This window comes from Caulobacter sp. 05T431 (genome assembly GCF_056665975.1).
In genome coordinates this window covers 42684-63880 of sequence record NZ_JBFTKU010000025.1, presented here as the reverse complement: position 1 = coordinate 63880, position 21197 = coordinate 42684, and the positions used below count along the sequence as shown (strand labels likewise).

Here is a 21197-nt window from a genome sequence, read left to right as displayed (position 1 = left end):
GCGCGGCAGGTAGCAAACTGAGTTCGATTTGGAAAGCGCGAAGTTCGGAAATCCCGAACCGCGCTCTGTTGGCCGTTAGGACCCGCCCGCCATGTAGTCGTAGACGTCGGCGGCGCGGGTCACCTGGATGGCGATGCGGTCGTCGCTGATCTGGATCTCGCCCCGGGCGATGGGGTGGTTGTTGGCCAGGATCCAGACCTCGTCGTTGGTCTTGGCGTCCAACGGGATCACCGCGCCGCGGCCCATGCGCAGCAGCTGCTGCATCGGCAGGATCGACCGTCCCAGAAGAACGGAGATCTCGACATTGACGGCGTTGACCTGGCTCACGAAGTAAGTCCCTGGATTTCACACGCGACCACGTTCGATCGCGCGCCACCCGATGCAAGACTAAGGCCGTATGCTTGATCGCCCGTTAAACCTTGAAAACTCGACACTTCCGTCCTTGGGAGCGCCGGACGGCGCGCCCGTGGGGTGGGCGGTTTCGACCGGGTACGTGCCCTACCCGGCAGCCGTTGCCGCCATGGAGGCCCGCGCGGCCGCCATCGCCGACGGGACGGCGGGCGAGCTGGTCTGGCTGCTGGAGCATCCGCCGCTCTACACCGCCGGCGTCTCGTCCAAGCCCACCGACCTGATCGCGCCCGACCGCTTCCCGGTGTTCGAGAGCGGGCGCGGCGGCCAGTTCACCTATCACGGCCCCGGCCAGCGGGTGGCCTATGTGATGCTGGACCTCACCAGGCGCGGACGCGACGTGCGGGCCTTCGTGGCGGCGCTGGAGACCTGGATCATCGACGCCCTGGCCGCCTTCAACGTGGTGGGCGAGATGCGCGAGGGCCGGGTCGGGGTCTGGGTCGAGCGCAAGGGCCCGGGCTGGTCGCGCGAGGACAAGATCGCCGCCATCGGCGTCAAGCTGCGCAAATGGGTCAGCTTCCACGGGATCAGCCTGAACGTGGAGCCGGACCTGGAGCATTTCTCCGGGATCGTGCCCTGCGGCCAGACCGAGCACGGCGTCACCAGCCTGGTGGACCTGGGCCTGCCGGTGACGATGGACGAGGCCGACGAGGCGCTGCGCGCGTCGTTCCAGCGGGTGTTCGGGCCGATCGAGACCGCCGAGGCGCCGGTCTAGACCTTTATCCGCTCATCCCGGCGAATGCCGGGACCCAGATCCCATGGCGGTGTGGATGACTGGAGGGACTCAGCGCTTTTGGCGTCAGCCTCAAAGCTATTCCATCTGGGTCCCGGCATTCGCCGGGATGAGCGGGATATAGGTGGTCTAGACCGCAGCGGCCGGCTTCAGCGGGTTCGGTCCATAGCGATTGGCCCCCTGCTCGCCCGGCATCACGCCCAGCTCGACGATCGACCACACGACGACGCCGGCGAACAGGAAATCCAGGAAGTGCTTGGGCGTCGGCCAGATCGCGATCAGCGACAGCAGGACCAGGGCCGCCCACCAGCCCGATCGTCCCCGATCATGCAATCGCTTGGACAGCACGCAGGTGGCGAAGAACAGCAGCGGCGGATAGACCAGCCAGCCGGTCAGCACGTGAATGACCGTACCGGCCACCGCCTCGTAGACGACCGCGAACCCGAACAGCGCCGCCGACGCCATCAGGAACGGCCCGCGCGCGGTCCGGCCCGAGGCCGACAGGAACAGGTCCCACCATTCCGCGCGATCGTTCATTCCGTCCGGCCCCAGCGACTCCGATACGCCGAACCTAGGCCGCGCCGCGTTTCAGCGGAAGGCCTCTGCTAGGAGAAGACCTCGGCCACTTTCTCGGTCGCCTCCACGCCCTTGGGCGACGGGCCGTAGGCGTTCTTGCCCTGGGTGCCGTCCATGAAGCCGAACTCGACCAGGTACCATAGCCCGACCATGCCGGTTCCGATGTCGACGAATACCTTCCACATGGCGAACTCGGGATCGGAGAGGAAGCTCAACCCCATTGAGACCAGGGACGGGACCCAGTAGTTCGCCGCCATCCAGCCGGTCTTGTCGCGGTCGTGGATGCGCTTCACCAGGATGGCGATCGACGGCCACAGGAAGACCATGGTCGCCGCCTGGAAGCGCGGATCGTCGGGCTGGATGTTCAAGGCGACGACCAGCGGCCCGGCGATCACCGCGATCGCCACGCCCAGCGCCAGGTTGCACAGCCAGTAGTCGCGACGACGCAGGCGGCCCTGGAACGAGAACAGCTTCTGCACGAACGTCATCGAATCCCCCAAGCTCTACCTTGGGGCGACGAAACCACGTCTAGGCGAACTCGACCAGCACCTCGTCGGCGGCCACCGGGTCCCCGCCCTTGGCGTTGACGGCCTTGACCACGCCGTCGCGCTCGGCGCGGATGATGTTCTGCATCTTCATGGCCTCCAGCACGCAGACCACCTCGCCCTCGCGGACCTGCTGGCCGGTGACAACATCCATGCTGACCACCAGGCCCGGCATCGGCGAGAGCACCAGCTTGGAGGTGTCGGCGGCCTGCTTCTCGGGCAGCTTGTCGTGCAGCTCGGCCGAGCGCGGGGTCAGGACCAGCACCTTGGTCTTGGCCGCGCGGTGGCGGATCGTGAAGCCCTCGGCGGCCGGCGTGACCTGAACGGTGAAGGCCTTGCCGTCCAGCTTGCCCAGGAACACCGGCTTGCCCGGACGCCAGTCGACGATCTCCAGCACCAGGGTCCGGCCTTCGTCGAGCAGGTCGACCTTCAGCGGACCGTCGTCCAGCGGATAGCCGCCCGACAGCTTGACCCGGCGCTTGGCCTTGCCGACGGCCACGACCCATTCAGTGCGGATCGGATTGCTCAGCCCGGCGTCGGTCGTCCTGGACCGGGCGGCGTAGACCCGCTGCATGGCCGCGCCCACGGCGGTCAGCAGGTCGACCTGCGCGGGCGTGGGGTCCACGCCTTTGAAGCCGTCGGCGAACTCGTCCTTGATGTAGTTGGTCGAGATCTTGCCCGAGCGGTAGCGCTCCTGGTCCATCACCGCGGCCAGGAACGGGATGTTCTGGCCCAGGCCCTCGATGTGGAAGTCCTCCAGCGCCCGGCCCATGCCGTCGATCGCCTCCAGGCGTGTCGGGGCCCAGGTGCAGAGCTTGGAGATCATCGGGTCGTAGTACATCGAGATCTCGTCGCCCTCGCGGACGCCGGCGTCGTTGCGGACGGTGTAGCCGTCCTGTTGGCCCTCGGTCGGCGGGTCGTAGCGGACCAGGCGGCCGATGCTGGGCAGGAACTTGCGGTACGGGTCCTCGGCGTAGATGCGGCTCTCGATGGCCCAGCCGTTGATCTTCAGGTCGTCCTGCTTGAAGGCCAGCGTCTCGCCCCAGGCCGAGCGGATCATCTGCTCCACCAGGTCCAGGCCGGTGATCAGTTCGGTGACCGGGTGCTCGACCTGCAGACGGGTGTTCATCTCCAGGAAGAAGAAGCTCTTGTCCTGGCCGGCCACGAACTCGACCGTGCCGGCGCTGTCGTAGTTCACGGCCTTGGCCAGCGCCACGGCCTGGGCGCCCATGGCCGCGCGGGTCGCCTCGTCCAGCAGCGGCGACGGGGCTTCCTCGATGACCTTCTGGTTGCGGCGCTGGATCGAGCATTCGCGCTCGAACAGGTGGACGACGTTGCCGTGCTTGTCGCCCAGCACCTGGATCTCGATGTGGCGCGGGCTTTCGATGAACTTCTCGATGAAGATGCGGTCGTCGCCGAAGCTGGCCTTGGCCTCGGCGCGGACGGCCGGGAAGCCCTCCTCGACGTCCTGCCGGCTCCAGGCCACGCGGATGCCCTTGCCGCCGCCGCCGGCGCTGGCCTTGATCATGACCGGATAGCCGATCTGCTCGGAGATCTTCACGGCGTGGGCGGTGTCGTCGATCTCGCCGATGTGGCCGGGCACGCAGGAGACGCCGGCGGCCTGGGCGAACTTCTTGCTCTCGATCTTGTCGCCCATGGCCTGGATGGCGCCGGGATTGGGACCGATGAACACCACCCCCTCGTCGGCGCAGCGCTGGGCGAAGCCGGCGTTCTCGGACAGGAAGCCGAAACCCGGATGCACGGCTTCCGCGCCGGTCTGCTTGCAGGCCGCGATGATCTTGTCGGCCACCAGATACGACTGGGCGGCGGGCGCGGGGCCGATGTGCACGGTCTCGTCGGCCATCTCGACGGCCAGGCTGTCGGCGTCGGCGTCGGAATAGACGACCACGGTCTTGATGCCCAAGCGGCGGCAGGTCTTGATCACGCGGACCGCGATTTCGCCCCGGTTGGCGATCAGCAGCTTCTTGAACATCCGGGTCTTCCCTACGCGTTTCTAATTGTCTCGTTGGACAGGCACTAGCAGGCCGCCAGAGGTTTGCAACGGCGCCGCAGCGTGACATTGTTCATGACACCGGTTTCCGCGAGAGACCGTAACGATGAGCGACGGGCGGCGCGCAAGGTTCCAGCGCCCGTCCGCGCCGCTTGAGAGGAAACCGTCGATGCTCCGTCCCGCCTTCGCCTTGCTGACCCTGGCCGCCGTCCTGACCGCCGGGCCGGTGTTGGCCCAGACGGCCCCCGCCCCCGCCCCTGCCCCCGCCCCGACCCCGACCCCGACCCCGCAGTACGGCCGCACGATCACCCTGGCCGAGGCCAAGACCGTGGTCGCCGCCGCCGAGGCCGAGGCCCGCAAGCAGGGCTGGACGATGGTGATCGTGGTGGTCGAGCCCAACGGCGCCCTGGTGATGAGCGAGAAAATGGACGGCACGCAGTACGGCTCCAACGACGTGGCCCGCCGCAAGGCCGAGACCAGCGCCAGCTTCCGCCGTCCCACCTCCTACTTCCAGGAGGCGGTGAAGGGCGGCACGCTCAATTCGATCTTCACCGGCGCCCTGGCCGTCGAGGGCGGCGAGCTGCTGATCGTCGACGGCAAGATCGCCGGCGCCGTCGGCGTCTCGGGCGGCTCCGGCGCCCAGGACGGCCAGGTGGCTCGCGCCGGGGCGGCGGCGCTGAAATAACCCCAAACTCCGCTCATCCCGGCGAACGCCGGGATGAGCGGATCAAATCTAGGCCGCGAACTCCCGCGCGAACAGCGCCAGGTATTCGTCGTGTTTGTCACCGGCTTCCGGCGCGACCAGGCGGCCGATCGCGGCGCTGAAGGTGACCGGGGCCAGGCCCGAGGCCGTGACGATCCTGCCGTCGGTCACCGCCTTGGGCGTGTCGACATAGCCCTCGATCCCCGCATAGTCCGGCGCATGGCCGGCCAGCCATTCGGCCCCATTCGAGGTGTGGGCCTTGCCCGCCAGCAGGCCGGCGCGGGCCACGGCGACCGTCGCGCCGCAGATCGCGCCCACGATCTTGCCGTCGGCATGGACCTGGCGCAGCAGGCCGTCGAAGGCCTCGTCGCGATAACCGGGCCAGGCGTCCGAGCCGATCAGCAGGAAGACGTCGGCGTCCGACAGCACCGGGTCGGTGAACTTGTAGTCCGAGGCCGCCAGCACCCCGCCGATCGAGGTCTGCGGCTCGCCGTCCGGCGTGGCGATCTCGACCTGCACCCCGCAGTATTCGCGCAGGTAGGACAGCACCGACCCGGCCTCCCAGTCGGCCCAGCCCGGTTGCAGGAAAGCGACGGCGACGGTCATGGCGGGGTCCTTTCGGCGGTTTGGAACCGACCTTATGCGCCGTCGCCCCGCCTCTTGTCAGCAGGCGCGCGCCCCCTACCGCAAAAGGCTTCGAGCGCCCATATTGCCGGTCATGACCGACACAGCCCATCTCTCCGCGACCGGTTTCGACCTGACCCCGCCGACCGAGCCCGAGCGCCTGCGCCTCGAGGCCGACCTGACGGCCGAGGAAGCCCGCGTCCTGCTGCATCACGGCACCGAGGCCCCGTTCTGCGGCGGCCTGCTGGGCGAGAAGAGCCCCGGCGTCTATTGCTGCCGCGAGTGCGGCCTGCCCTTGTTCGAGTACCGCACCAAGTTCGAGAGCGGCACGGGCTGGCCCAGCTTCTACGCCCCGTTCGACGAGGCGCACGTCAAGGAGGTGCGCGACACCTCGTACGGCATGCTCCGCATCGAGACCCGCTGCGCGCGCTGCGACAGCCACCAGGGCCACGTCTTCCCCGACGGCCCCGCCCCGACGCGGCTGCGCTACTGCATCAATTCGGTGTCGCTGCAGTTCGTGAAGGCCGGCGATCCCCTGCCCGATCCGCTCCATCGCGGCGATGCGATCAAGGATTGAGCGACTCAGAAATACAACTTTTTGTATTGAACTCGCKACGGTAGGGCACCAAGGTCCCTCCGCTCCGGTTCCAATCGTGGAGCCGGACGTCGGAGGACTGCAGATGAGCAACGAAGACGTCGCCGCCAGCCTGGGCGCGGAAGCGGCCAATGCGGGCGTCAACTGGCAATTCCAGATCGGCCCGGCGGTGTCCGGCGGCGGCGAAGGCACGCTGTACACCGGCTCGGCCGTGCTGCTGCTGTCCCTGGGCCAGGGCGACCCGGGCGCGACCTATGCGGAATATTCGTTCACCGGCTCCAACTGGACGCGCCTGGTCAACAACCAGGTCACTCCGGTCTCCGGCTCGAACTACCTGCAGTACCGCTATTTCGCGCCGCCCGGCGTGAGCTGGAAACTGGTGTTCGGCTCGCGCTGACGGCAAGGCCCGCCTGGGGGCGCGAGCCTCCGGGCGCGGCCTTAGCGCGCCACCACGTTGCCGCCCTCTGTGACCATCGGATTGCTGTAGGTCAGGTAGCCTCGCTCCACCATGCGCCGCATGGCCTCGTAGACCTCGGCCAGTTCCTCGTAGGCGGCGCGCAGGGTCGCCAGGCGCGCCGTCTGGTCGGGCGAGATCGCCGATCCGCCCTCGGTCATGGCCACGGCTTCGGCCACCCAGCGGGCCCGGGCCATGGCCGCGGCCACCGCCAGGCGCTGGAACTTGCCGGCGTCGCTCTTGCCGACCACCTGCGAGATCACGGCGGTGTTGGAGGCGAAGGCCGTGTAGTCGATCTGCTCCAGCTGGCCGCGCAGGCGGCGCTGGGTCTGGGGATCGGTGTCCTGCGGCTCGAAATGGTCGTGGCCGCGGCGAAAGCTGGATGTCACGGTCGAGGACATGACGGTCTTCCCTGATCCCGCCCTGCTGGCGGGTTGCGAAGGACTCTGCGCCCGCCGCCTTAACGGCCGATTGAGAAGCGTCGGCGTGGTCAATYGGGGGTGAAGAGTCCCTGCAGCCCCACGATCATGGCGATGATCCCGAACACCGCCAGCACCAGGCCCGGCCCCTGCGTCCCGCTGGCCGGCAGGTCGCGATTGGCCAACCGCCMGGCCCGCAGCCGGTCCCACAGCAGCAGCACGCCCACCGCGATCCCCACGATCTCGAAGTGGAAGACGCGCGGCCCGCTGACCAGGTGGACGATCAGGAAGAAGCCGCCACAGACCAGGGCGATCACCCCGACGATCCAGCGGAACGGCCCCAGCCGCTCGGCGAACCGCGCCAGGTTGTCGCCGGCGTTGGGGATCAGGGCCAGCAGGCCGATCGCCAACAGGAAGCCGCCGAGGATGTTGCAGAGGTCGAGGATGAGCGCGAGCATGGCGGTGGAATGCCCTCGGGCCGTCCACCGTTCCCCGCCCGCCTATTCCGCCAAGCCCAGGGCCCGCCGTGTCGCCCGCTCGACGACGGAATAGGCGCCGTCGTCGCGCTCCAGCGGCAGGTCCAGCCTGGGCAGCAACGGCGGCTGGGCCATGAAGCGCGGCAGGCGGCCGAGGTGCGGCTGGGCCGCGTGGACCAGGAACGGATGGCAGAGATAGACCGTCCCGGCCGCGCCGGTCGCCAGGACGTCCGGGCGAGGATCGACGGCCTCGATCACCGGGACCAGCTGTCTGAGCGTCATCCCGGCCTCGCCCGCCTTGGCGAGCCCGCGCGCCACGGGGCGATGGGAGCCCGCCGCGATGCGCGTGGGCGCGTCATCGGGACCGACGTCGGAGAACAGGAACAGCATCAGCAACGCCCGCCCCTTCGAGCTGACGTTCACGCGCCAGTCCATGAAATCCGGCTCCTCCCAGCCGAAACTGGCGTCCACGTGCCAGCCCGTATCGCCCGTGTCCTCGGCCGAAGGGAAGCGGACGGGAAACGTGCCCATCGCCCCGCACGGCAGCCAGCGCCCCGCGCCCACCAGCTGATCGAAGGCCGCGCGAAGGACCCCGGTGTTCGCGGCCTCCACCAAGGGCCGCTGGCTGTACATCCCCAGGCGGACGACCGGCTTGGTCCACGTCGTCGGGTCAGCGGGATCGCAGCCCGTGTCCCGCCAGAGGATGTCGCGCGCTTCGTCGGCGAGCGCGCGAGGAAAGGCCTCGTCCAGGCGGACAAAGCCCCGCTCCATGAAGTCCTGGACCTGCTCGTCGTTCAGCACGCCGCGGTTTTCGCTAAAGGGCATACGGCTCTTTCCTTTCGCGAAGGGCGCGACTTCTTCGGGGTCAAGGAGAGGACTAGCCCCCTGCCCCTTCGCCGTCACCGGCCGACCGATCGTAAAGGCTTGACTTATTACAACTGTACTTCAATGTCGTGACAAGCTTCGCTGGAGACGACGCATGCGCGTGACCACCTTGAAGGCGATCATCGCCGCCGCCCTTCTGTCGTCGGCCGCCCTGCCGGCCCCGGTCCTAGCTCAAGCGCTGGCGCAGGCCGCCGCTTCGCCGCCGGCCGTGGACCAGAAGGCGTTCGTCAAGCAGGAGGCCAAGGACCGCAAGGTGGTCGAGAAGGCCCTGCACGTGACCTCCTTCGCCGAGCTGGAGCCGATGGTCGCGGACTTGCAAAAGGTAGTGGCCAACGCGCCGGCCCGCTGGCCGGTGGTCGACCGCCAGCCCGGCGTGACCACGATCCGCGTCAACGACTCCCAAGCCGCCCTCATCGCCACGGTGGCCGCGGCGGGCGCCGCCGGCAAAGCGGGCCAGGGGCCGAGCCAGGTGGTCGCGGTGTTCAACACCTATGGCACGGCCGCCTTCCTGCTGGGCACCCTGGCGGTGGAGCATCGCCAGCCCGAGGAGGCCCTGGTCTGGCTGGATCGCGGCCTGGGCTTCCAGCCCGACAACCTGATGCTGGTCACCGAGAAGGGCTCGGCCTTGATCCTGCAGCACCGCTTCGCCGAGGCCCTGGCCTTCTACGACGCCCGGCCGCCGATGGACCTGCTGGACAACCTGGCCAATCCCGACGGCGAGGCGCGGATCGAGCGCAGCCGGGGCTTCTGCCTGACCGAGCTCAACCGCCTGGACGAGGCCGAGGCCGCCTATCTGAAGTCGCTGGAACTGGAGCCCGACCACGGCGGCGCCAAGGCCGAGCTGGCCTATATCCGCAAGTTGAAGGCGGGCGGCGCCAAGCAGGCCGTGGACGTCTATACGGGCGACAAGGCCAAGGCCCGCAAGGACTAAGGCCCTACCCCTTCGCCGTCACCAGCCAGCAGGCCGCGCTCAGCGGCACGACGCCGTCGCGCATCTCCTGGCGCAGGCGGGCGGCCACCGCCTCGGTGACCTTGGCCCGGGTCGCCGCGTCCTCGCGGCGCAGGATCTGGCCCAGCGGCCCCAGCTCCAGGCTCAGGGCCATCATCTCGTCGAGGCTGGCGGGCATGGGCGCGTCCAGAGGCGCGATCTCGACGTCGCGCCAGCCGCTGCGCGCCAGGATACCCCGGACATGGGCCGGGTCGGCGAAGGCGAAACGGCCCGGACCTTCACGCGGCGGCGGAAGCGGTTGCGACAGCAGGGGCGCGGCCGCCTCCAGCGGGACCTGGGACAGCGGATTGTCGGCCGGGCCCCGCCAGCAGGCGAAGACCAGCGCGCCGCCGGGCTTCAGCGCCCGCCGCAGGTTGGCGAAGGCCGCGTCCGGGTCGGTGAAGAACATCACCCCGAACCGCGACAGGATCACGTCGAACGCGCCCGGCGCGAAGGCGTGGTCCTGGGCGTCGGCCTGGACGAATTCCGCCCGGCCGAAGGTCTCGCCCCGAGCCCGCTCGCGCGCCAGGTCCAGCAGCGGGCCCGAGACGTCCACCCCGACGCAGCACCCGTCCGGGCCCAGGCGACGGGCCATGTCCAGGGTGGTGGCCCCCGCCCCGCAGCCGACATCCAGCGCCCGCCGGCCCGGCCCCGGATCGGCCCGGGCGACCACGGCCTCGCCGATGGGGGCGTTCAGGCGGTCCAGCAGGTCCTGCTGGCGCACCCAGACCTCGCCGCCCTCGGCGTTCCAGAATTCGGCGGTCATCGTTCCGGGCGGATTTTGAGCGGTCATGCGGGTCTTCCGATCGTTGCGGTTTCGAGGTCGTGGACGCATCCTGCAAGTTCAAGCCGACTTGAGGTCAAGCATGTTCGATATCGACATCGCCGAACTGGCGCGCCGGACCGGCGTGCGGGCCTCGGCCCTGCGATACTACGAAGAGAAGGGCCTGATCGTCTCGACCGGCCGCCATGGCCTGAAGCGATTGTTCGCCCCCTCGACGGTGGAGCGCCTGTCGCTGATCGCCCTGGGCCGGGCCTCCGGCTTCTCGCTGGACGAGATCGCGGTGATGCTCAGCGACGGCCCGGCCATCGACAAGGGCCAGCTGCGGGCCAAGGCCGCTGAGCTGGACCGGCGCATCGACGACCTGGCCCGCCTGCGCGACGGCCTGCTGCACGCCGTGGCCTGCACCGCGCCCAGCCTGATGGACTGCCCGCGCTTCCGCGGCATAGCGCGCCTGGCCGGACGCCAGGCGGCCGCCCAGCCGACGCGGCGTCGCTTCCGGGCCGAACCCGCCTAATCCGTCCTCACGCCGTGCAGGGCCTTCCAACCGAACGCCAGCAGCGGCCGGGCGTCGGCCACGAAGTCGGCGATCAGCTCGGGCAATTCGTCGTCGCCGATCTCGGCTCCAGTGAACGGCCGGCGGACCAGCCAGCGCGTGCGCTTCAGGCCCGCCTCCAGCGTCATGCCCGCATGGTCCTCGAAGCCCTTGGGCATGCGCTTGGTCGGCTCGCCGGGCTCCAGCGGCAGCCCCTTGGCGGCCAGATGCTTCTCGACCGCCAGCCAGGCCTTCGGATCGGCGACAATGGCCCGGCGGAAGGCGTCGATGTGCGGGCGTTCCGACAGGTAGAAGCCCGCCGCCGCGAACGGCCCGTTCCCGGCGTAGCCCGCCTGCTCCTCCTGGGCCGACGGCAGGGTCGAGGGGTCCAGCGGGTCGATGGTCTCGGGATCGAAGGCCGGCGCCGGCCCGCCCTCGGGCTCGATGTGCACATAGACCAAGCCCGGCGACAGCTTCTGGCCGTCGCGGGTCAGGGTGGCCGAGACGTGGGTCTTGTAGGGCCGCTTGTCCTTGGAGAAGCGCACGTCGCGGTGGATGCGGAACACGCTCTTCTTCGGATCGCCCGCCAGCGGCAGGTCGCGCGCCGCCAGCGCCCCGTTCAGGGCGTCGATCAGGGCGGACAGGGTGGGCTTCAGGCGGTCGTCATAGACGGCGCGGTGGGCGGTGAACCACTCGCGGTCATTGTGGGCGGCCAGGCCGGTCAGGAAGGCCAGGTCGGCGGCGGCGAAGCCGGAAAAGGGCGTGCGAGTCATGGCGCGAGGCTAGACCGAAAGCCCGCCGGCTGTCTGCTGACACCCCCTGTCATCAACCGGCGCCGCCGCGATTGCGCGGGCCGCCGCGTGGGTCGATGGTCCCGCCGCAAACGCCCTCACCCCGGAGCACCATCATGACCGTTCAAGAGATCGCCGACGACCTCGTCGCCCTGTGCAAGCAAGGCAAGTTCGACGAATCCGGCGAGAAATACTGGGCCGACGACGTCGTCAGCATCGAGGCCATGCCAGGCGACATGGCCCGCATCGCCGGCAAGGCCGCCGTGCGCGGCAAGGGCGAATGGTGGGCCGCCAACAACGAGGTCCACGGCTTCACGATCACCGGCCCGTTCGTCAACGGCGACCAGTTCGTGGTCGGCTTCAAGATGGACGTGACGCCCAAGGCCACGGGCGAGCGCACAACCCTGGACGAGGTCGGCCTCTATACGATCCGCGACGGCAAGATCGCCGAGGAGCGGTTCTTCTATTGAGGGTGAAACCCTCTCCCTGAGGGAGAGGGAGGGACCCGCCGCGTAGCGGTGGGAGGGTGAGGGGTTACGCCCTCACCCGCTCGTCATGCAAACGCCCTGCCGGCGCGCCGGCTGACGTCTTACGCCCTCACCCTCCCAAGCTTCGCCTGGGCCCCTCCCTCTCCCATGGGAGAGGGTTTTCAATGTTCCAGGAACGGCGCGAACCCGCCGAAGATCATGCGCTTGGCGTCGAAGGGCATGTCCTTGGGGTCCTGCTTCAGGCGCGGATCGGCCATGACCTTGGCCATGATCTCGTCGCGCGAGGCCTTGTCCTTGTAGGTGATCCACGAGAACACCACGATCTCGTCGTCCTTGGCCTGGACGGCGCGCGGGAACGAGGTGAGTTCGCCGTAGGGCACGTCGTCGGCCAGGCATTCGACGTAGGACAGCGCGCCGAACTCCATCCAGACCTCGCCCCCGAGCCGGGCCATCGCCTTGTAGTCCTCGACCTTGTCCTTGGGGACCGCGATCACGAAACCATCGACATAGGACATGACGTCCTCCCTGGGTTGCTTGCCTCCCAAAGGACGCGCGACGGCGCGGCGTTCCGACATGACGCCGGAAAAATCGTCGCCGCCCGCGCCTTCGCTCCGGATCGGACCACGATCGCCCTTCGGTCGGATCGCCGACCAACGTCATTGCACTTAAGCGCGACCGTGTCATTCTCCTCAACCGATCGGAGCGTCGCCTTACGACGGACGCTCCACGGTCGAGAACCCGGAGGCAGGCCATGGCGCCGATCAGAGGTTTCTTCGTGTGGGGCGGCGGCGCGCTGCTGGTCCTKATCCCGTTCTACATCTTCGCGCTGGCGGGCTGGCCGGCCCACCCGGACTCCTGCACCAACATCAATGCGGCGGGCGTACAGGTCATTCCCTTCATCGAGGGCACCACCACGCCCGACGTGGACCATCCCGACAGCTGCTATTGCGAGCATTTCGACGTCGACCAGGTCGCCCACGGCGCGCCGGGCATTCGCCAGCCGATCAACACCAACAGCAACTACTACGCGCTGTTCACCTCGCTGGCCGTGGTGTTCTTCATCCGCTGGGACCGCAAGAAGGCCCTGGAAGGCGAGTCCGACGTCAGGAACGTCTTCTACAGTTCCGACAGCTGGGTCCCCGAGGTGTGGGTCTTCGCCGTGCTGTTCCTGGGGCTGGGCAGCATGTGGTTCCACGCCTCGCTGTCCAGCACGGTCAGTTGGTTCGACGGCATGTCGATGTACGTCTTCGCCTCGTTCCTGCCGGTCATCACGGTCAGGCGGCGGTTCAACATCGGGGTGTTCTTCTACTGCGCCTATGCGGTGCTGGTGATCCTCTTCACCATGCTGAGCCGCATCCTGGACGACGTGCACCTGATCTCGATGAAGCTGATCGCCTCGCTGGTCGGCCTCTACTTCCTGACCGAACTGGCGCTGCAGATTTACGACATGGTCCGCCTGGGCTGCTGGACGGCCTGGAAGAACCAGGTCAAGGCCGACTGGGACGACGGCTGGTCCAAGCGCGCGACGATCTTCTGGTGGGTCGGCGCGGGCTGTTTCGGCCTGGCCACCATGTTCCAGATCCTGTCGCAGACCGGCGGACCGATGTGCAGCGCGACCAGCAAGTTCCAGCCGCACGGCCTGTTGTGGCACACCCTGTCGGGCGCCATGGCCGTGCTGCTGTACTTCTACTGGCGCGAGCAGAAGGACGAGGCGATGCGCGCCCGGTTCGCCAGCAGCTAGGGCTGGACCGTGTAGCCGGCGGCGGCCGGCACCCACATCAGGGTGTCGCCCATGTCCGGCCGCGCCACGCCGTTCAGCTTGACCTCGGCGATCCACCAGTCGCCGCTGCGGCGATAGGTGGTGCAGACCTCCTGGCCCAGGACCGAGGCCATCGACTCCTGGATCTGGGCGCGGATCGAGACCGCGTCCGCCTCCGGGACGCGGCGGCCGCGGAAGGCGATCTGGGCCTTGTCGATCCCCGAGATCGGCCCGCAGACCGCCCCGTCCCTCACCGTCACCGGCGTGACCGTGGTCATAGTCACCGGCGGCGAGTCCTGCAGCAGCACCTCGGCCCTGTTCGTGATCTTGCCGTCGGCCGCGAAGGCGTAGCCGGCCATCGACCGGCAGGTCTTACGCACCGGATCGGGCCGATAGCACTGCAGGTCGCCGATGCGGGCGGGGCCTAGCGGATCGGCCATGGCGGTCGGCGCGGCGGCCTGCAGGGTCGCGGCCAGGATCAGGGACAGCACGCTCGGGTTCTCCGTTCACGCCCGAAGGCGGGGACACACACTCGCTCACACGCCCTGGCCGACCTGGCAAGACCTCTACCGCGAGCGTGTGTCCCCCATTCCGGCTACTCCGTCTTCAGATAGATCTCAGACCCCTGCTCGCGGAACTTCTCGCTCATCTCGGCCATGCCCAGCTCGGCGTTGTTCGGCGCCTTGCCGGCCGCGAAATCGCGGACCTCCTGGCTGATCTTCATCGAGCAGAACTTGGGGCCGCACATCGAGCAGAAGTGCGCGGTCTTGTGCGCCTCCTTGGGCAGGGTCTCGTCGTGGAACTTGCGGGCCGTCTCCGGATCGAGGCCCAGGTTGAACTGGTCCTCCCAGCGGAACTCGAACCGCGCCCGGCTGATGGCGTCGTCCCACATGGCCGCGCCGGGATGGCCCTTGGCCAGGTCGGCGGCGTGGGCGGCCAGCTTGTAGGTGATGACGCCGGTCTTGACGTCGTCGCGGTCCGGCAGGCCCAGGTGTTCCTTGGGCGTGACGTAGCASAGCATGGCCGTGCCRAWCCAGCCGATMWTSGCCGCRCCGATCGCCGAGGTGATGTGGTCGTAGCCAGGCGCGATGTCGGTGGTCAACGGGCCGAGGGTGTAGAACGGGGCCTCGTGGCAGTGCTTCAGCTGCTCGTCCATGTTGGCCTTGATCTTGTGCATGGCCACGTGGCCGGGCCCCTCGATCATCACCTGGACTCCATGGTTCCAGGCCACCTTGGTCAGCTCGCCCAGGGTGCGCAGTTCGCTGAACTGGGCCTCGTCGTTGGCGTCGGCGGTCGAKCCCGGACGCAGGCCGTCGCCCAGCGAGAACGACACGTCGTAGGCGCGCATGATCTCGCAGATGTCCTCGAACCGCTCGTAGAGGAAGTTCTCCTTGTGGTGCGCCAGGCACCACTTGGCCATGATCGAGCCGCCGCGCGAGACGATGCCGGTCACGCGCTTGGCCGTCATCGGCACGAAGGGAAGCCGCACGCCCGCGTGGATCGTGAAATAGTCGACGCCCTGCTCGCACTGCTCGATCAGGGTGTCGCGGAAGACCTCCCAGTTCAGGTCCTCGGCCACGCCGTTGACCTTCTCCAGCGCTTGATAGATCGGCACCGTGCCGATCGGAACGCTGCTGTTGCGGATGATCCAGTCGCGGATGTTGTGGATGTTGCGGCCGGTGGACAGGTCCATGACCGTATCGGCGCCCCAGCGCGTGGCCCAGACCAGCTTGTCGACCTCGTCGGCCACCGTGCCCAGCACGGCGGAGTTGCCGATGTTGGCGTTGATCTTGACCAGGAAGTTGCGGCCGATCGCCATCGGCTCCAGCTCGCCGTGGTTGATGTTGGCCGGGATGATGGCCCGGCCGCGCGCCACTTCCTGGCGGACGAACTCGGGCGTCACGAAGTCGGGGATCGAGGCGCCGAAGTCCTCGCCGTCGCGCACGCAGGGCCGCGTCTGCTCGCGGCGCAGGTTCTCGCGGATGGCGACATATTCCATCTCGGCGGTGATGATCCCGGCCCGGGCGTATTCCAGCTGGGTGACCAGCTTGCCGGGCTTGGAGCGGTAGATCTTGCGCGAGGCGTCGGGGAATTCCGGCGCCAGGTGCTTGCCGGCGGCGAAGCCGTTGTCCTCGGGCTTCACCTGGCGGGGATCGGTGACCAGCTCGACGTCGCCGCGCGCCACGACCCAGGCCTCGCGCGAGCGCGGCAGGCCCTTCTCGATGTCGATGGCCACCGACGGATCGCTGTAGGGACCGGACGGATCGTAGATCGTCACCGGCGGCTCGTTGGCCGACGGGTGGACGGCCACCTCGCGGAACGGCACGCGGATGTCGGGGAACAGTTCGCCGGCCTGATAGACCTTGCGCGAGCCGGGGATCGGCCCCGTCGACAGGGTCTCGGCCACGGCCTTGATGGTGGACTGGATGTTCATTTCGGGCGCTCCTTCAGCTTCAAGGAGACCCGGACGTGTCGCGCTTAAGTCGGTTTACGGACGGGGTTTCAGCGTTCCGACCGCGTTCCCTCCCTTCGCCGGCATGACCCGGATCAGGTTCGACGGGTCAGGGCCAAGCCCAATCTCAGCCGCGCGAAGCGGCCCCCCGGTGAACGGGGCGACCCTAGACCGACTGACGCGCGGGTCAAGGGCGAGTGCGTTGAGCGCGGCGGCGTCCAGGATGCGCCGACTCCGCTCCAGGATCGACGACCGGTCGAGCGCCGCCTCCAGCCGGTCCAGCGCCGCCAGGACGTCACGGGCCTCCAGCTCAATCGCGCCCCCGACGGCGGTGAACCCGGCCGAATATCTGAGCAATCGCCCGCCGTTCGGATCGGMGGCGTAGGGTTCGCCTCCACCCGCTCGGGCGGCGTGCTAGGCTCCATCACCTGGAGGATCCCACATGCCCTCAAAGCCCGAAGGCGGCTCAGCCGCCACTCGTCGCGCCGTGCTCGGAGCGGCCGTCGCCACCGTCGGCGCGACCCGCGCCTTGGCCCGCGCACCTGTCCGCAACGTGGTGCTGGTCCACGGCGCCTGGGCCGACGGTTCATGCTGGACCGACGTCGTTTTTCGCCTGCAGGCGGCCGGGTACAACGTCACGGCCGTCCAGAACCCCCTGACCTCGCTGGTCGATGACGTCGCCGCCACGCGCCGCGCCCTGGCCCTGCAGAACGGCCCGACCGTGCTGGTCGGCCATTCCTGGGGCGGGGTGGTCATCACCGAGGCGGGCCTCGACCCCAAGGTCACGGCCCTGGTCTATGTGGCCGCCCACGCGCCCGACGCGGGCGAGACCGTCGCCACCCTGGCCGCGCGCTACCCGACCACGCCGGCCCGCGCCGGGGTGGTGGCGGCCGACGGCTATTCGCGGCTGACCGAAGACGCCTTCCTCAAGCACTTCGCGGGCGACGTGCCCGCCGCCCGGGCGCGAGCGCTGTACGCCGCCCAGCAACCGATCGCCTCGACCCTGTTCGCCGGCAAGACCACGGTCGCGGCCTGGCGCGACAAGCCCAGCTATTACGCCGTCTCGGCCCATGACGAGACCATCGCGCCGGACCTGGAGCCGTTCCTGGCCCAGCGGATGAAGGCGACGACCATCGAGCTGCCGTCCAGCCACGTCTCGATGATCTCGCACCCGCAGGCGATCGCCGACCTGATCGAACGCGCCGCCCGATCAAGCGATTAGAGATGGGCGGGCGGCTAGAGCGTCCGCGCCCCGAACGTGTCGCAGGCGCCGGGATCGCCGGCGTCGTAGCCCTTGCCGAACCAGCGCATGCGCTGGGCGCTGGTGCCGTGGGTGAAGCTGTCGGGCATGACGCGGCCCTGGGCCTGTTCCTGGATGGCGTCGTCGCCGACCGCCGAGGCCGCGCCCAGGCCGTCCTGGATGTCGGCCTTGGTGATCTGGATGCCGCCGTTCGAGGCCTCGGGCGCGTGGCGGGCCCAGACGCCGGCGTAGCAGTCGGCCTGCAGCTCCAGGCGCACCGAGCCGCTCTCGGCCCCGCGCGCGCCCAGCCGCCGGGCCTCGTCGGCCGCGCCGGTCAGGCTCTGGATGTGGTGGCCGATCTCGTGGCTGATCACATAGGCGCGGGCGAACTCGCCCTTGGCCCCGAACCGGGTCTCCAGTTCGCTCCAGAAGCTGGTGTCCAGATAGACCTTGTTGTCGGCCGGGCAATAGAACGGGCCCATGGCCGATTGGCCCGTGCCGCAGCCGGTGCCGGTGGCCTGGGTGTACAGCACCACCGCCGCGGGCGGTCGATAGGTGACGCCGTGCTTGGCCAGCAGCGGACCCCAGACGTCGGTGTTGGAGGTCTCGATCACGTCGATGAACTGGCCTTCGCGATCGCTCACCGAACCGCGCGCGCCCTCCTGGGCGGCGGGCTGCTGAGCGCCGTTGACGACGCTCATCGTGGTGTCGGGACTGATGCCGAAGACGAAATAGCCGATCGCGGCCAGCACCACCGCCCCGATGCCGCCGCCGGCCAGCCCCACCGGGCCCATGCCGCGACGGTCCTCGATATTGCCCTCGCGGCGTCCGCCACCCCACTCCATGCGTTTGGTCTCCTGGTTTTGTCCGGAAAGGGCGTCAGGACGCCGGCTTGATGCTGCGCAGGCGCGCGTTGCTGGCGGCCAGCGCCTCGTCGGTCAGCCGCTCCATCCGCTCGATGTCGGACGCCATGGCCTCGGCGCCCGCGCCGCGCGGCGGGACCGGCGACGGGGTCGTGCGCAAGGTCGGCTGGGTGGGCGGATGCGCCGCCTCGTCCAGCGACCGCAGAGTCAGCTGGGTGTTGTAGCGGCTCTGGGCCGCCGACAGCTCGCGCTGGGCCGCCAGGGCGTTCTGGCGGGCCGTGTCCTGCTGCAGGTAGAAGGCGTTGCGCTCGCGCTGGGCGCGCGGGTCGACCTGGGCGGAGGCCGAGGCGGCGAAGGCCAGGGCCAGCCCCGTCGCCGCGATCATCGTCCGAACCGTGCTCATGCCGTCAGGGCTCCGTTTCATGGCCCCTGGATACGCGTCCAATGCGTCGCGTTCAGGGCCGCTTGACGGTGAAACGCGTGAGCTCCTGTTTGGGGGCCTGCCAATCGGGATCCAGTTCGGCCGCCTTGCTGAAGTCGAGATAGGCCGCCTTCACGTCGCCGAGGTTCTCGTGGGCGATGGCGCGGTTGAAATAGGCCTTCTGCGGATCCTTGACGCCCAGGGCCAGGCCCTGGTCGATCTGGGCCAGGCCCTCGCCGTAGCGGCTGGACCCGACATAGGCCGCGCCGCGATTGACATAGGCCTCGCCCAGGCTGGGATCGATCTTCGAGGCCTGGTCGAAATCGCTGATCGCCCCGTCGAAATCGTGCTGCCGCAGGTGCAGGACGCCGCGATTGACGTAGGTGCGGGCCTGGTCGCGGAAGTTCAGGATCTCGGTCTCCAGGGCCAGGGTGCAGGTGGTGATCGAGGCGTTGTCGGAGCGCCCGTCCAGCGCCGCGTCGGCGCACTCCTTGGCCGCCCCGCCGCCGATGATCAGCGTCGAGGCCCCGGCCGGCGCGCCGCACAGCAGCAGCCCCGCCGCCGCGCAGAGGATGATCCTGATCGAAGCCATGCGCCTCTCCCCAGCGCGGCCAGCCACGCGACTTTTGAGGACGCGGCTCTTGGCGACGCGGCGCGGCTGAGGCAGTCGCGCGGAGAACGCGCCGGGTCGTGCTTTTCTGACCGTCACCATAGCACGACCGCGCCCGAGCCTGTAGGGAATCGGCGAACGTCCGCCCTCCAGTACCGAGAGACGCCCGATGCATCTGGCCCGCTTCCCCCGCGCCCGTTTCGCCCACCTGCCGACGCCGCTCGAGCCCCTGCCCCGCCTGGGCGCCGAGCTCGGGATCGACCTGTGGGTCAAGCGCGACGACTGCACCGGCCTGGCCGGCGGCGGCAACAAGACCCGCAAGCTGGAGTTCCTGCTGGGCGAGGCCCTCGCCCAAGGCGCCGACACCCTGGTCACCCAGGGCGCGGTGCAGTCCAACCACGTGCGCCAGACCATCGCCGCCGGCGCCCGGTTCGGGCTGAAGAGCGAGATCATCCTGGAGGAGCGTACGGGCTCGAAGGCCAGCGACTATGTCGGCAACGGCAACGTCCTGCTGGACCGGTTGATGGGCGCGTCGATCCGCTTCGTGCCGGGCGGGACCGACATGGTCGCCGAACTGGAGGCCTCGGCCGCGGCGGTGCGCCAGCGCGGCGGCAAGCCGTATGTGATCCCCGGCGGCGGCTCGAACACGGTCGGGGCCCTGGGCTATGTCGACTGCGCCCGCGAGTTGGTGGTCCAGGCCGACGCCCTGGACCTGAAGATCGACCGCCTGGTCACCGCCACCGGCAGCGCCGGCACCCATGCGGGCCTGGTCGCCGGCTTCGCCGCCCTCAGCGTCGACATCCCGATCCTCGGCTTCGGCGTCCGCGCGCCCAAGGCCAAGCAGGAGGAGAACGTCTTCAACCTGGCCGTCGCCACGGCCGAGACGATCGGCGCGGCCGGCCGCGTGAAGCGCGAGATGGTGGTGGCCGACTGCGACTATGTCGGCGCGGGCTACGGGCTGGTCGACCAGGGGGTGATCGACGCCCTGACCCTGGCGGCCCGCACCGAAGGCCTGCTGCTGGACCCGGTCTATTCGGGCAAGGCGATGAAGGGCCTGATCGACCAGGCCCGCAAGGGCGCGTTCAAGGGACAGCGGGTGGTGTTCCTGCACACCGGCGGGGCCCAGGGCCTGTTCGGCTATCAGAGCGAACTGGAGGCCGCCCTTGTCTAAGGTTCTGGGCGTCCTGGGCGGCATGGGGCCCGCCGCCACCCTGGATTTCCTGTCCAAGCTGCAGGCGGCCACGCCGGTCAGCCGCGAGCAGGACCATCTGCGGGTGCTGGTCGACATCAACCCCAAGGTCCCCGACCGCAACAACAGCTATGACGCGGCCGGTCCTGTCCTGGCCGAGATGGCCGTGGGCCTGCGCGAGGCCGGCGCCCAGGTGCTGGCCATCGCCTGCAACACCGCCCACGCTTATGCCGACCAGGTCCGGGCCAGCGGCCTGCCGCTGGTGGACTTGATCGAGACGGCCGGCCTGGCGGCGAAGAAGGACGGCGCCGAACGCGTGGGCGTGCTGGGCACCGGCGGGGCCCTGGCCCTCTATCGCCGAACCTTCTCGCACCTGGGGATCGAGGCGGTCACCCTGGACGACCACGAGCAGGTCGAGTTCATGGCCCTGCTCTACCGCATCAAGCACGGCGACGTGGGACCGGAGAGCCGCGAGACCATGGCCGCCCTCGCCCACCGGCTGGTCGGCAAGGGCGCCCAGGTGGTGGTGGCCGGCTGCACCGAGGTGCCGCTGGTGATGGGCGCGGCCGACCTGACCGTGCCCTTCATCGACGCCACCGAAGCCCTGGCCAAGCGGTGCGTGGAGGTCTGCCTCTCCGTTTGAGCGGCGGC

27 protein-coding genes and 1 riboswitch are annotated in these 21197 nt (G+C 69.2%); of the genes, 11 read left to right on the top strand and 16 right to left on the bottom strand.

What is annotated here, in order from left to right; genetic code table 11:
- Window positions 1-75: 75 nt before the first annotated feature.
- Window positions 76-327 (bottom strand): FliM/FliN family flagellar motor switch protein, encoded by a 252-nt coding sequence (locus tag AC1U89_RS20475; protein WP_012287186.1) that lies wholly within the window; start codon window positions 325-327, stop codon window positions 76-78.
- 70 nt (window positions 328-397) lie between these two features.
- Here AC1U89_RS20475 and lipB point away from each other — a divergent pair, with 70 nt between their 5' ends.
- Window positions 398-1123, top strand: coding sequence for a lipoyl(octanoyl) transferase LipB (gene lipB, locus AC1U89_RS20470; protein WP_479901486.1), 726 nt, complete (start codon window positions 398-400; stop codon window positions 1121-1123).
- 147 nt (window positions 1124-1270) lie between these two features.
- On the opposite strand, the gene AC1U89_RS20465 is transcribed toward lipB, so the two are convergent.
- The 3 genes from AC1U89_RS20465 to AC1U89_RS20455 all read right to left on the bottom strand — a co-directional run bounded on the left by AC1U89_RS20465 (window position 1271) and on the right by AC1U89_RS20455 (window position 4255).
- The gene (locus AC1U89_RS20465) at window positions 1271-1678 is read right to left on the bottom strand and encodes a DUF805 domain-containing protein (protein ID WP_479901485.1); all 408 of its coding nucleotides are present in this window, start codon (window positions 1676-1678) and stop codon (window positions 1271-1273) included.
- Between the two features lie 68 nt (window positions 1679-1746).
- Window positions 1747-2205, bottom strand: coding sequence for a DUF805 domain-containing protein (locus AC1U89_RS20460; protein WP_479901484.1), 459 nt, complete (start codon window positions 2203-2205; stop codon window positions 1747-1749).
- A gap of 40 nt (window positions 2206-2245) precedes the next feature.
- Window positions 2246-4255 carry an acetyl-CoA carboxylase biotin carboxylase subunit gene (locus AC1U89_RS20455; protein ID WP_479901483.1) on the bottom strand — a complete coding sequence of 670 codons (2010 nt, stop codon included), beginning with the start codon at window positions 4253-4255 and terminating at the stop codon, window positions 2246-2248.
- A gap of 187 nt (window positions 4256-4442) precedes the next feature.
- Here AC1U89_RS20455 and AC1U89_RS20450 point away from each other — a divergent pair, with 187 nt between their 5' ends.
- Complete coding sequence (locus tag AC1U89_RS20450) at window positions 4443-4958, top strand: GlcG/HbpS family heme-binding protein (RefSeq protein WP_479901482.1); 516 nt, start codon at window positions 4443-4445, stop codon at window positions 4956-4958.
- 48 nt (window positions 4959-5006) lie between these two features.
- On the opposite strand, the gene AC1U89_RS20445 is transcribed toward AC1U89_RS20450, so the two are convergent.
- On the bottom strand, window positions 5007-5582 hold the full coding sequence (locus tag AC1U89_RS20445) for a DJ-1/PfpI family protein (protein ID WP_479901481.1): 576 nt from the start codon (window positions 5580-5582) through the stop codon (window positions 5007-5009).
- A 112-nt stretch (window positions 5583-5694) separates the two neighbouring features.
- Between AC1U89_RS20445 and msrB the strand changes: the two genes are divergently transcribed.
- Together msrB and AC1U89_RS20435 are read left to right on the top strand one after the other, a co-directional pair.
- Entirely contained in the window at window positions 5695-6177 is a 483-nt protein-coding gene (gene msrB, locus AC1U89_RS20440; protein WP_479901480.1) for a peptide-methionine (R)-S-oxide reductase MsrB, read from the top strand.
- Between the two features lie 103 nt (window positions 6178-6280).
- A complete protein-coding gene (locus AC1U89_RS20435) occupies window positions 6281-6592 on the top strand; it encodes a hypothetical protein (protein WP_479901479.1) in 312 nt (103 codons plus the stop codon).
- A gap of 41 nt (window positions 6593-6633) precedes the next feature.
- On the opposite strand, the gene AC1U89_RS20430 is transcribed toward AC1U89_RS20435, so the two are convergent.
- From AC1U89_RS20430 to AC1U89_RS20420, 3 genes are all read right to left on the bottom strand, one after another.
- A complete protein-coding gene (locus tag AC1U89_RS20430; protein ID WP_479901478.1) occupies window positions 6634-7050 on the bottom strand; it encodes a hypothetical protein in 417 nt (138 codons plus the stop codon).
- An 89-nt stretch (window positions 7051-7139) separates the two neighbouring features.
- On the bottom strand, window positions 7140-7526 hold the full coding sequence (locus AC1U89_RS20425) for a hypothetical protein (RefSeq protein WP_479901477.1): 387 nt from the start codon (window positions 7524-7526) through the stop codon (window positions 7140-7142).
- A gap of 42 nt (window positions 7527-7568) precedes the next feature.
- A complete protein-coding gene (locus tag AC1U89_RS20420) occupies window positions 7569-8369 on the bottom strand; it encodes a phytanoyl-CoA dioxygenase family protein (protein ID WP_479901476.1) in 801 nt (266 codons plus the stop codon).
- A 154-nt stretch (window positions 8370-8523) separates the two neighbouring features.
- Between AC1U89_RS20420 and AC1U89_RS20415 the strand changes: the two genes are divergently transcribed.
- Window positions 8524-9360 (top strand): hypothetical protein, encoded by an 837-nt coding sequence (locus AC1U89_RS20415; protein ID WP_479901475.1) that lies wholly within the window; start codon window positions 8524-8526, stop codon window positions 9358-9360.
- A gap of 4 nt (window positions 9361-9364) precedes the next feature.
- Here AC1U89_RS20415 and AC1U89_RS20410 read toward each other — a convergent pair whose 3' ends face one another.
- Complete coding sequence (locus AC1U89_RS20410; RefSeq protein ID WP_479901474.1) at window positions 9365-10210, bottom strand: class I SAM-dependent methyltransferase; 846 nt, start codon at window positions 10208-10210, stop codon at window positions 9365-9367.
- A 73-nt stretch (window positions 10211-10283) separates the two neighbouring features.
- On the opposite strand from AC1U89_RS20410, the gene AC1U89_RS20405 reads away from it, so the two are divergent.
- Window positions 10284-10715, top strand: coding sequence for a helix-turn-helix domain-containing protein (locus tag AC1U89_RS20405; protein WP_479901473.1), 432 nt, complete (start codon window positions 10284-10286; stop codon window positions 10713-10715).
- On the opposite strand, the gene AC1U89_RS20400 is transcribed toward AC1U89_RS20405, so the two are convergent.
- Window positions 10712-11506 carry a DUF2461 domain-containing protein gene (locus AC1U89_RS20400; RefSeq protein WP_479901472.1) on the bottom strand — a complete coding sequence of 265 codons (795 nt, stop codon included), beginning with the start codon at window positions 11504-11506 and terminating at the stop codon, window positions 10712-10714. The genes AC1U89_RS20405 and AC1U89_RS20400 overlap by 4 nt on opposite strands.
- Window positions 11507-11640: 134 nt before the next feature.
- Here AC1U89_RS20400 and AC1U89_RS20395 point away from each other — a divergent pair, with 134 nt between their 5' ends.
- Entirely contained in the window at window positions 11641-11994 is a 354-nt protein-coding gene (locus AC1U89_RS20395; protein ID WP_479901471.1) for a SnoaL-like domain-containing protein, read from the top strand.
- Between the two features lie 179 nt (window positions 11995-12173).
- On the opposite strand, the gene AC1U89_RS20390 is transcribed toward AC1U89_RS20395, so the two are convergent.
- Window positions 12174-12527 (bottom strand): DUF1428 domain-containing protein, encoded by a 354-nt coding sequence (locus AC1U89_RS20390; protein WP_479901470.1) that lies wholly within the window; start codon window positions 12525-12527, stop codon window positions 12174-12176.
- A 236-nt stretch (window positions 12528-12763) separates the two neighbouring features.
- Here AC1U89_RS20390 and AC1U89_RS20385 point away from each other — a divergent pair, with 236 nt between their 5' ends.
- A complete protein-coding gene (locus AC1U89_RS20385) occupies window positions 12764-13753 on the top strand; it encodes a hypothetical protein (protein WP_479901469.1) in 990 nt (329 codons plus the stop codon).
- On the opposite strand, the gene AC1U89_RS20380 is transcribed toward AC1U89_RS20385, so the two are convergent.
- Window positions 13750-14262, bottom strand: a complete 513-nt coding sequence (locus tag AC1U89_RS20380; protein ID WP_479901468.1) for a hypothetical protein — start codon at window positions 14260-14262, stop codon at window positions 13750-13752. The two genes, AC1U89_RS20385 and AC1U89_RS20380, sit on opposite strands and share 4 nt — an antisense overlap.
- A 104-nt stretch (window positions 14263-14366) precedes the next feature.
- The gene (thiC, locus tag AC1U89_RS20375) at window positions 14367-16205 is read right to left on the bottom strand and encodes a phosphomethylpyrimidine synthase ThiC (RefSeq protein WP_479901467.1); all 1839 of its coding nucleotides are present in this window, start codon (window positions 16203-16205) and stop codon (window positions 14367-14369) included.
- Window positions 16206-16278: 73 nt separating this feature from the next.
- Window positions 16279-16384: riboswitch (TPP riboswitch) on the bottom strand.
- Between the two features lie 281 nt (window positions 16385-16665).
- Between thiC and AC1U89_RS20370 the strand changes: the two genes are divergently transcribed.
- A complete protein-coding gene (locus tag AC1U89_RS20370; RefSeq protein ID WP_479901466.1) occupies window positions 16666-17445 on the top strand; it encodes an alpha/beta fold hydrolase in 780 nt (259 codons plus the stop codon).
- A gap of 14 nt (window positions 17446-17459) precedes the next feature.
- Here the strand turns inward: AC1U89_RS20370 and ypfJ are convergent, their stop codons facing one another.
- Genes ypfJ through AC1U89_RS20355 form a run of 3 tightly spaced genes read right to left on the bottom strand, consistent with a single transcriptional unit; the run spans window position 17460 to window position 19339 of the window.
- Window positions 17460-18308: a KPN_02809 family neutral zinc metallopeptidase gene (gene ypfJ, locus AC1U89_RS20365; RefSeq protein WP_479901465.1), complete on the bottom strand. Its 849-nt coding sequence runs from the start codon at window positions 18306-18308 to the stop codon at window positions 17460-17462.
- A gap of 34 nt (window positions 18309-18342) precedes the next feature.
- The gene (locus AC1U89_RS20360; protein ID WP_479901464.1) at window positions 18343-18729 is read right to left on the bottom strand and encodes a hypothetical protein; all 387 of its coding nucleotides are present in this window, start codon (window positions 18727-18729) and stop codon (window positions 18343-18345) included.
- 52 nt (window positions 18730-18781) lie between these two features.
- A complete protein-coding gene (locus AC1U89_RS20355) occupies window positions 18782-19339 on the bottom strand; it encodes a tetratricopeptide repeat protein (RefSeq protein WP_479901463.1) in 558 nt (185 codons plus the stop codon).
- Between the two features lie 187 nt (window positions 19340-19526).
- Between AC1U89_RS20355 and cuyA the strand changes: the two genes are divergently transcribed.
- Both cuyA and cuyB read left to right on the top strand, forming a co-directional pair.
- Complete coding sequence (cuyA, locus tag AC1U89_RS20350; RefSeq protein WP_479901462.1) at window positions 19527-20528, top strand: D-cysteate sulfo-lyase; 1002 nt, start codon at window positions 19527-19529, stop codon at window positions 20526-20528.
- Window positions 20521-21189 carry a cysteate racemase gene (cuyB, locus tag AC1U89_RS20345; protein ID WP_479901461.1) on the top strand — a complete coding sequence of 223 codons (669 nt, stop codon included), beginning with the start codon at window positions 20521-20523 and terminating at the stop codon, window positions 21187-21189. Before cuyA ends, cuyB begins: the two co-directional genes overlap by 8 nt.
- The last annotated feature ends 8 nt before the right edge of the window (window positions 21190-21197 follow it).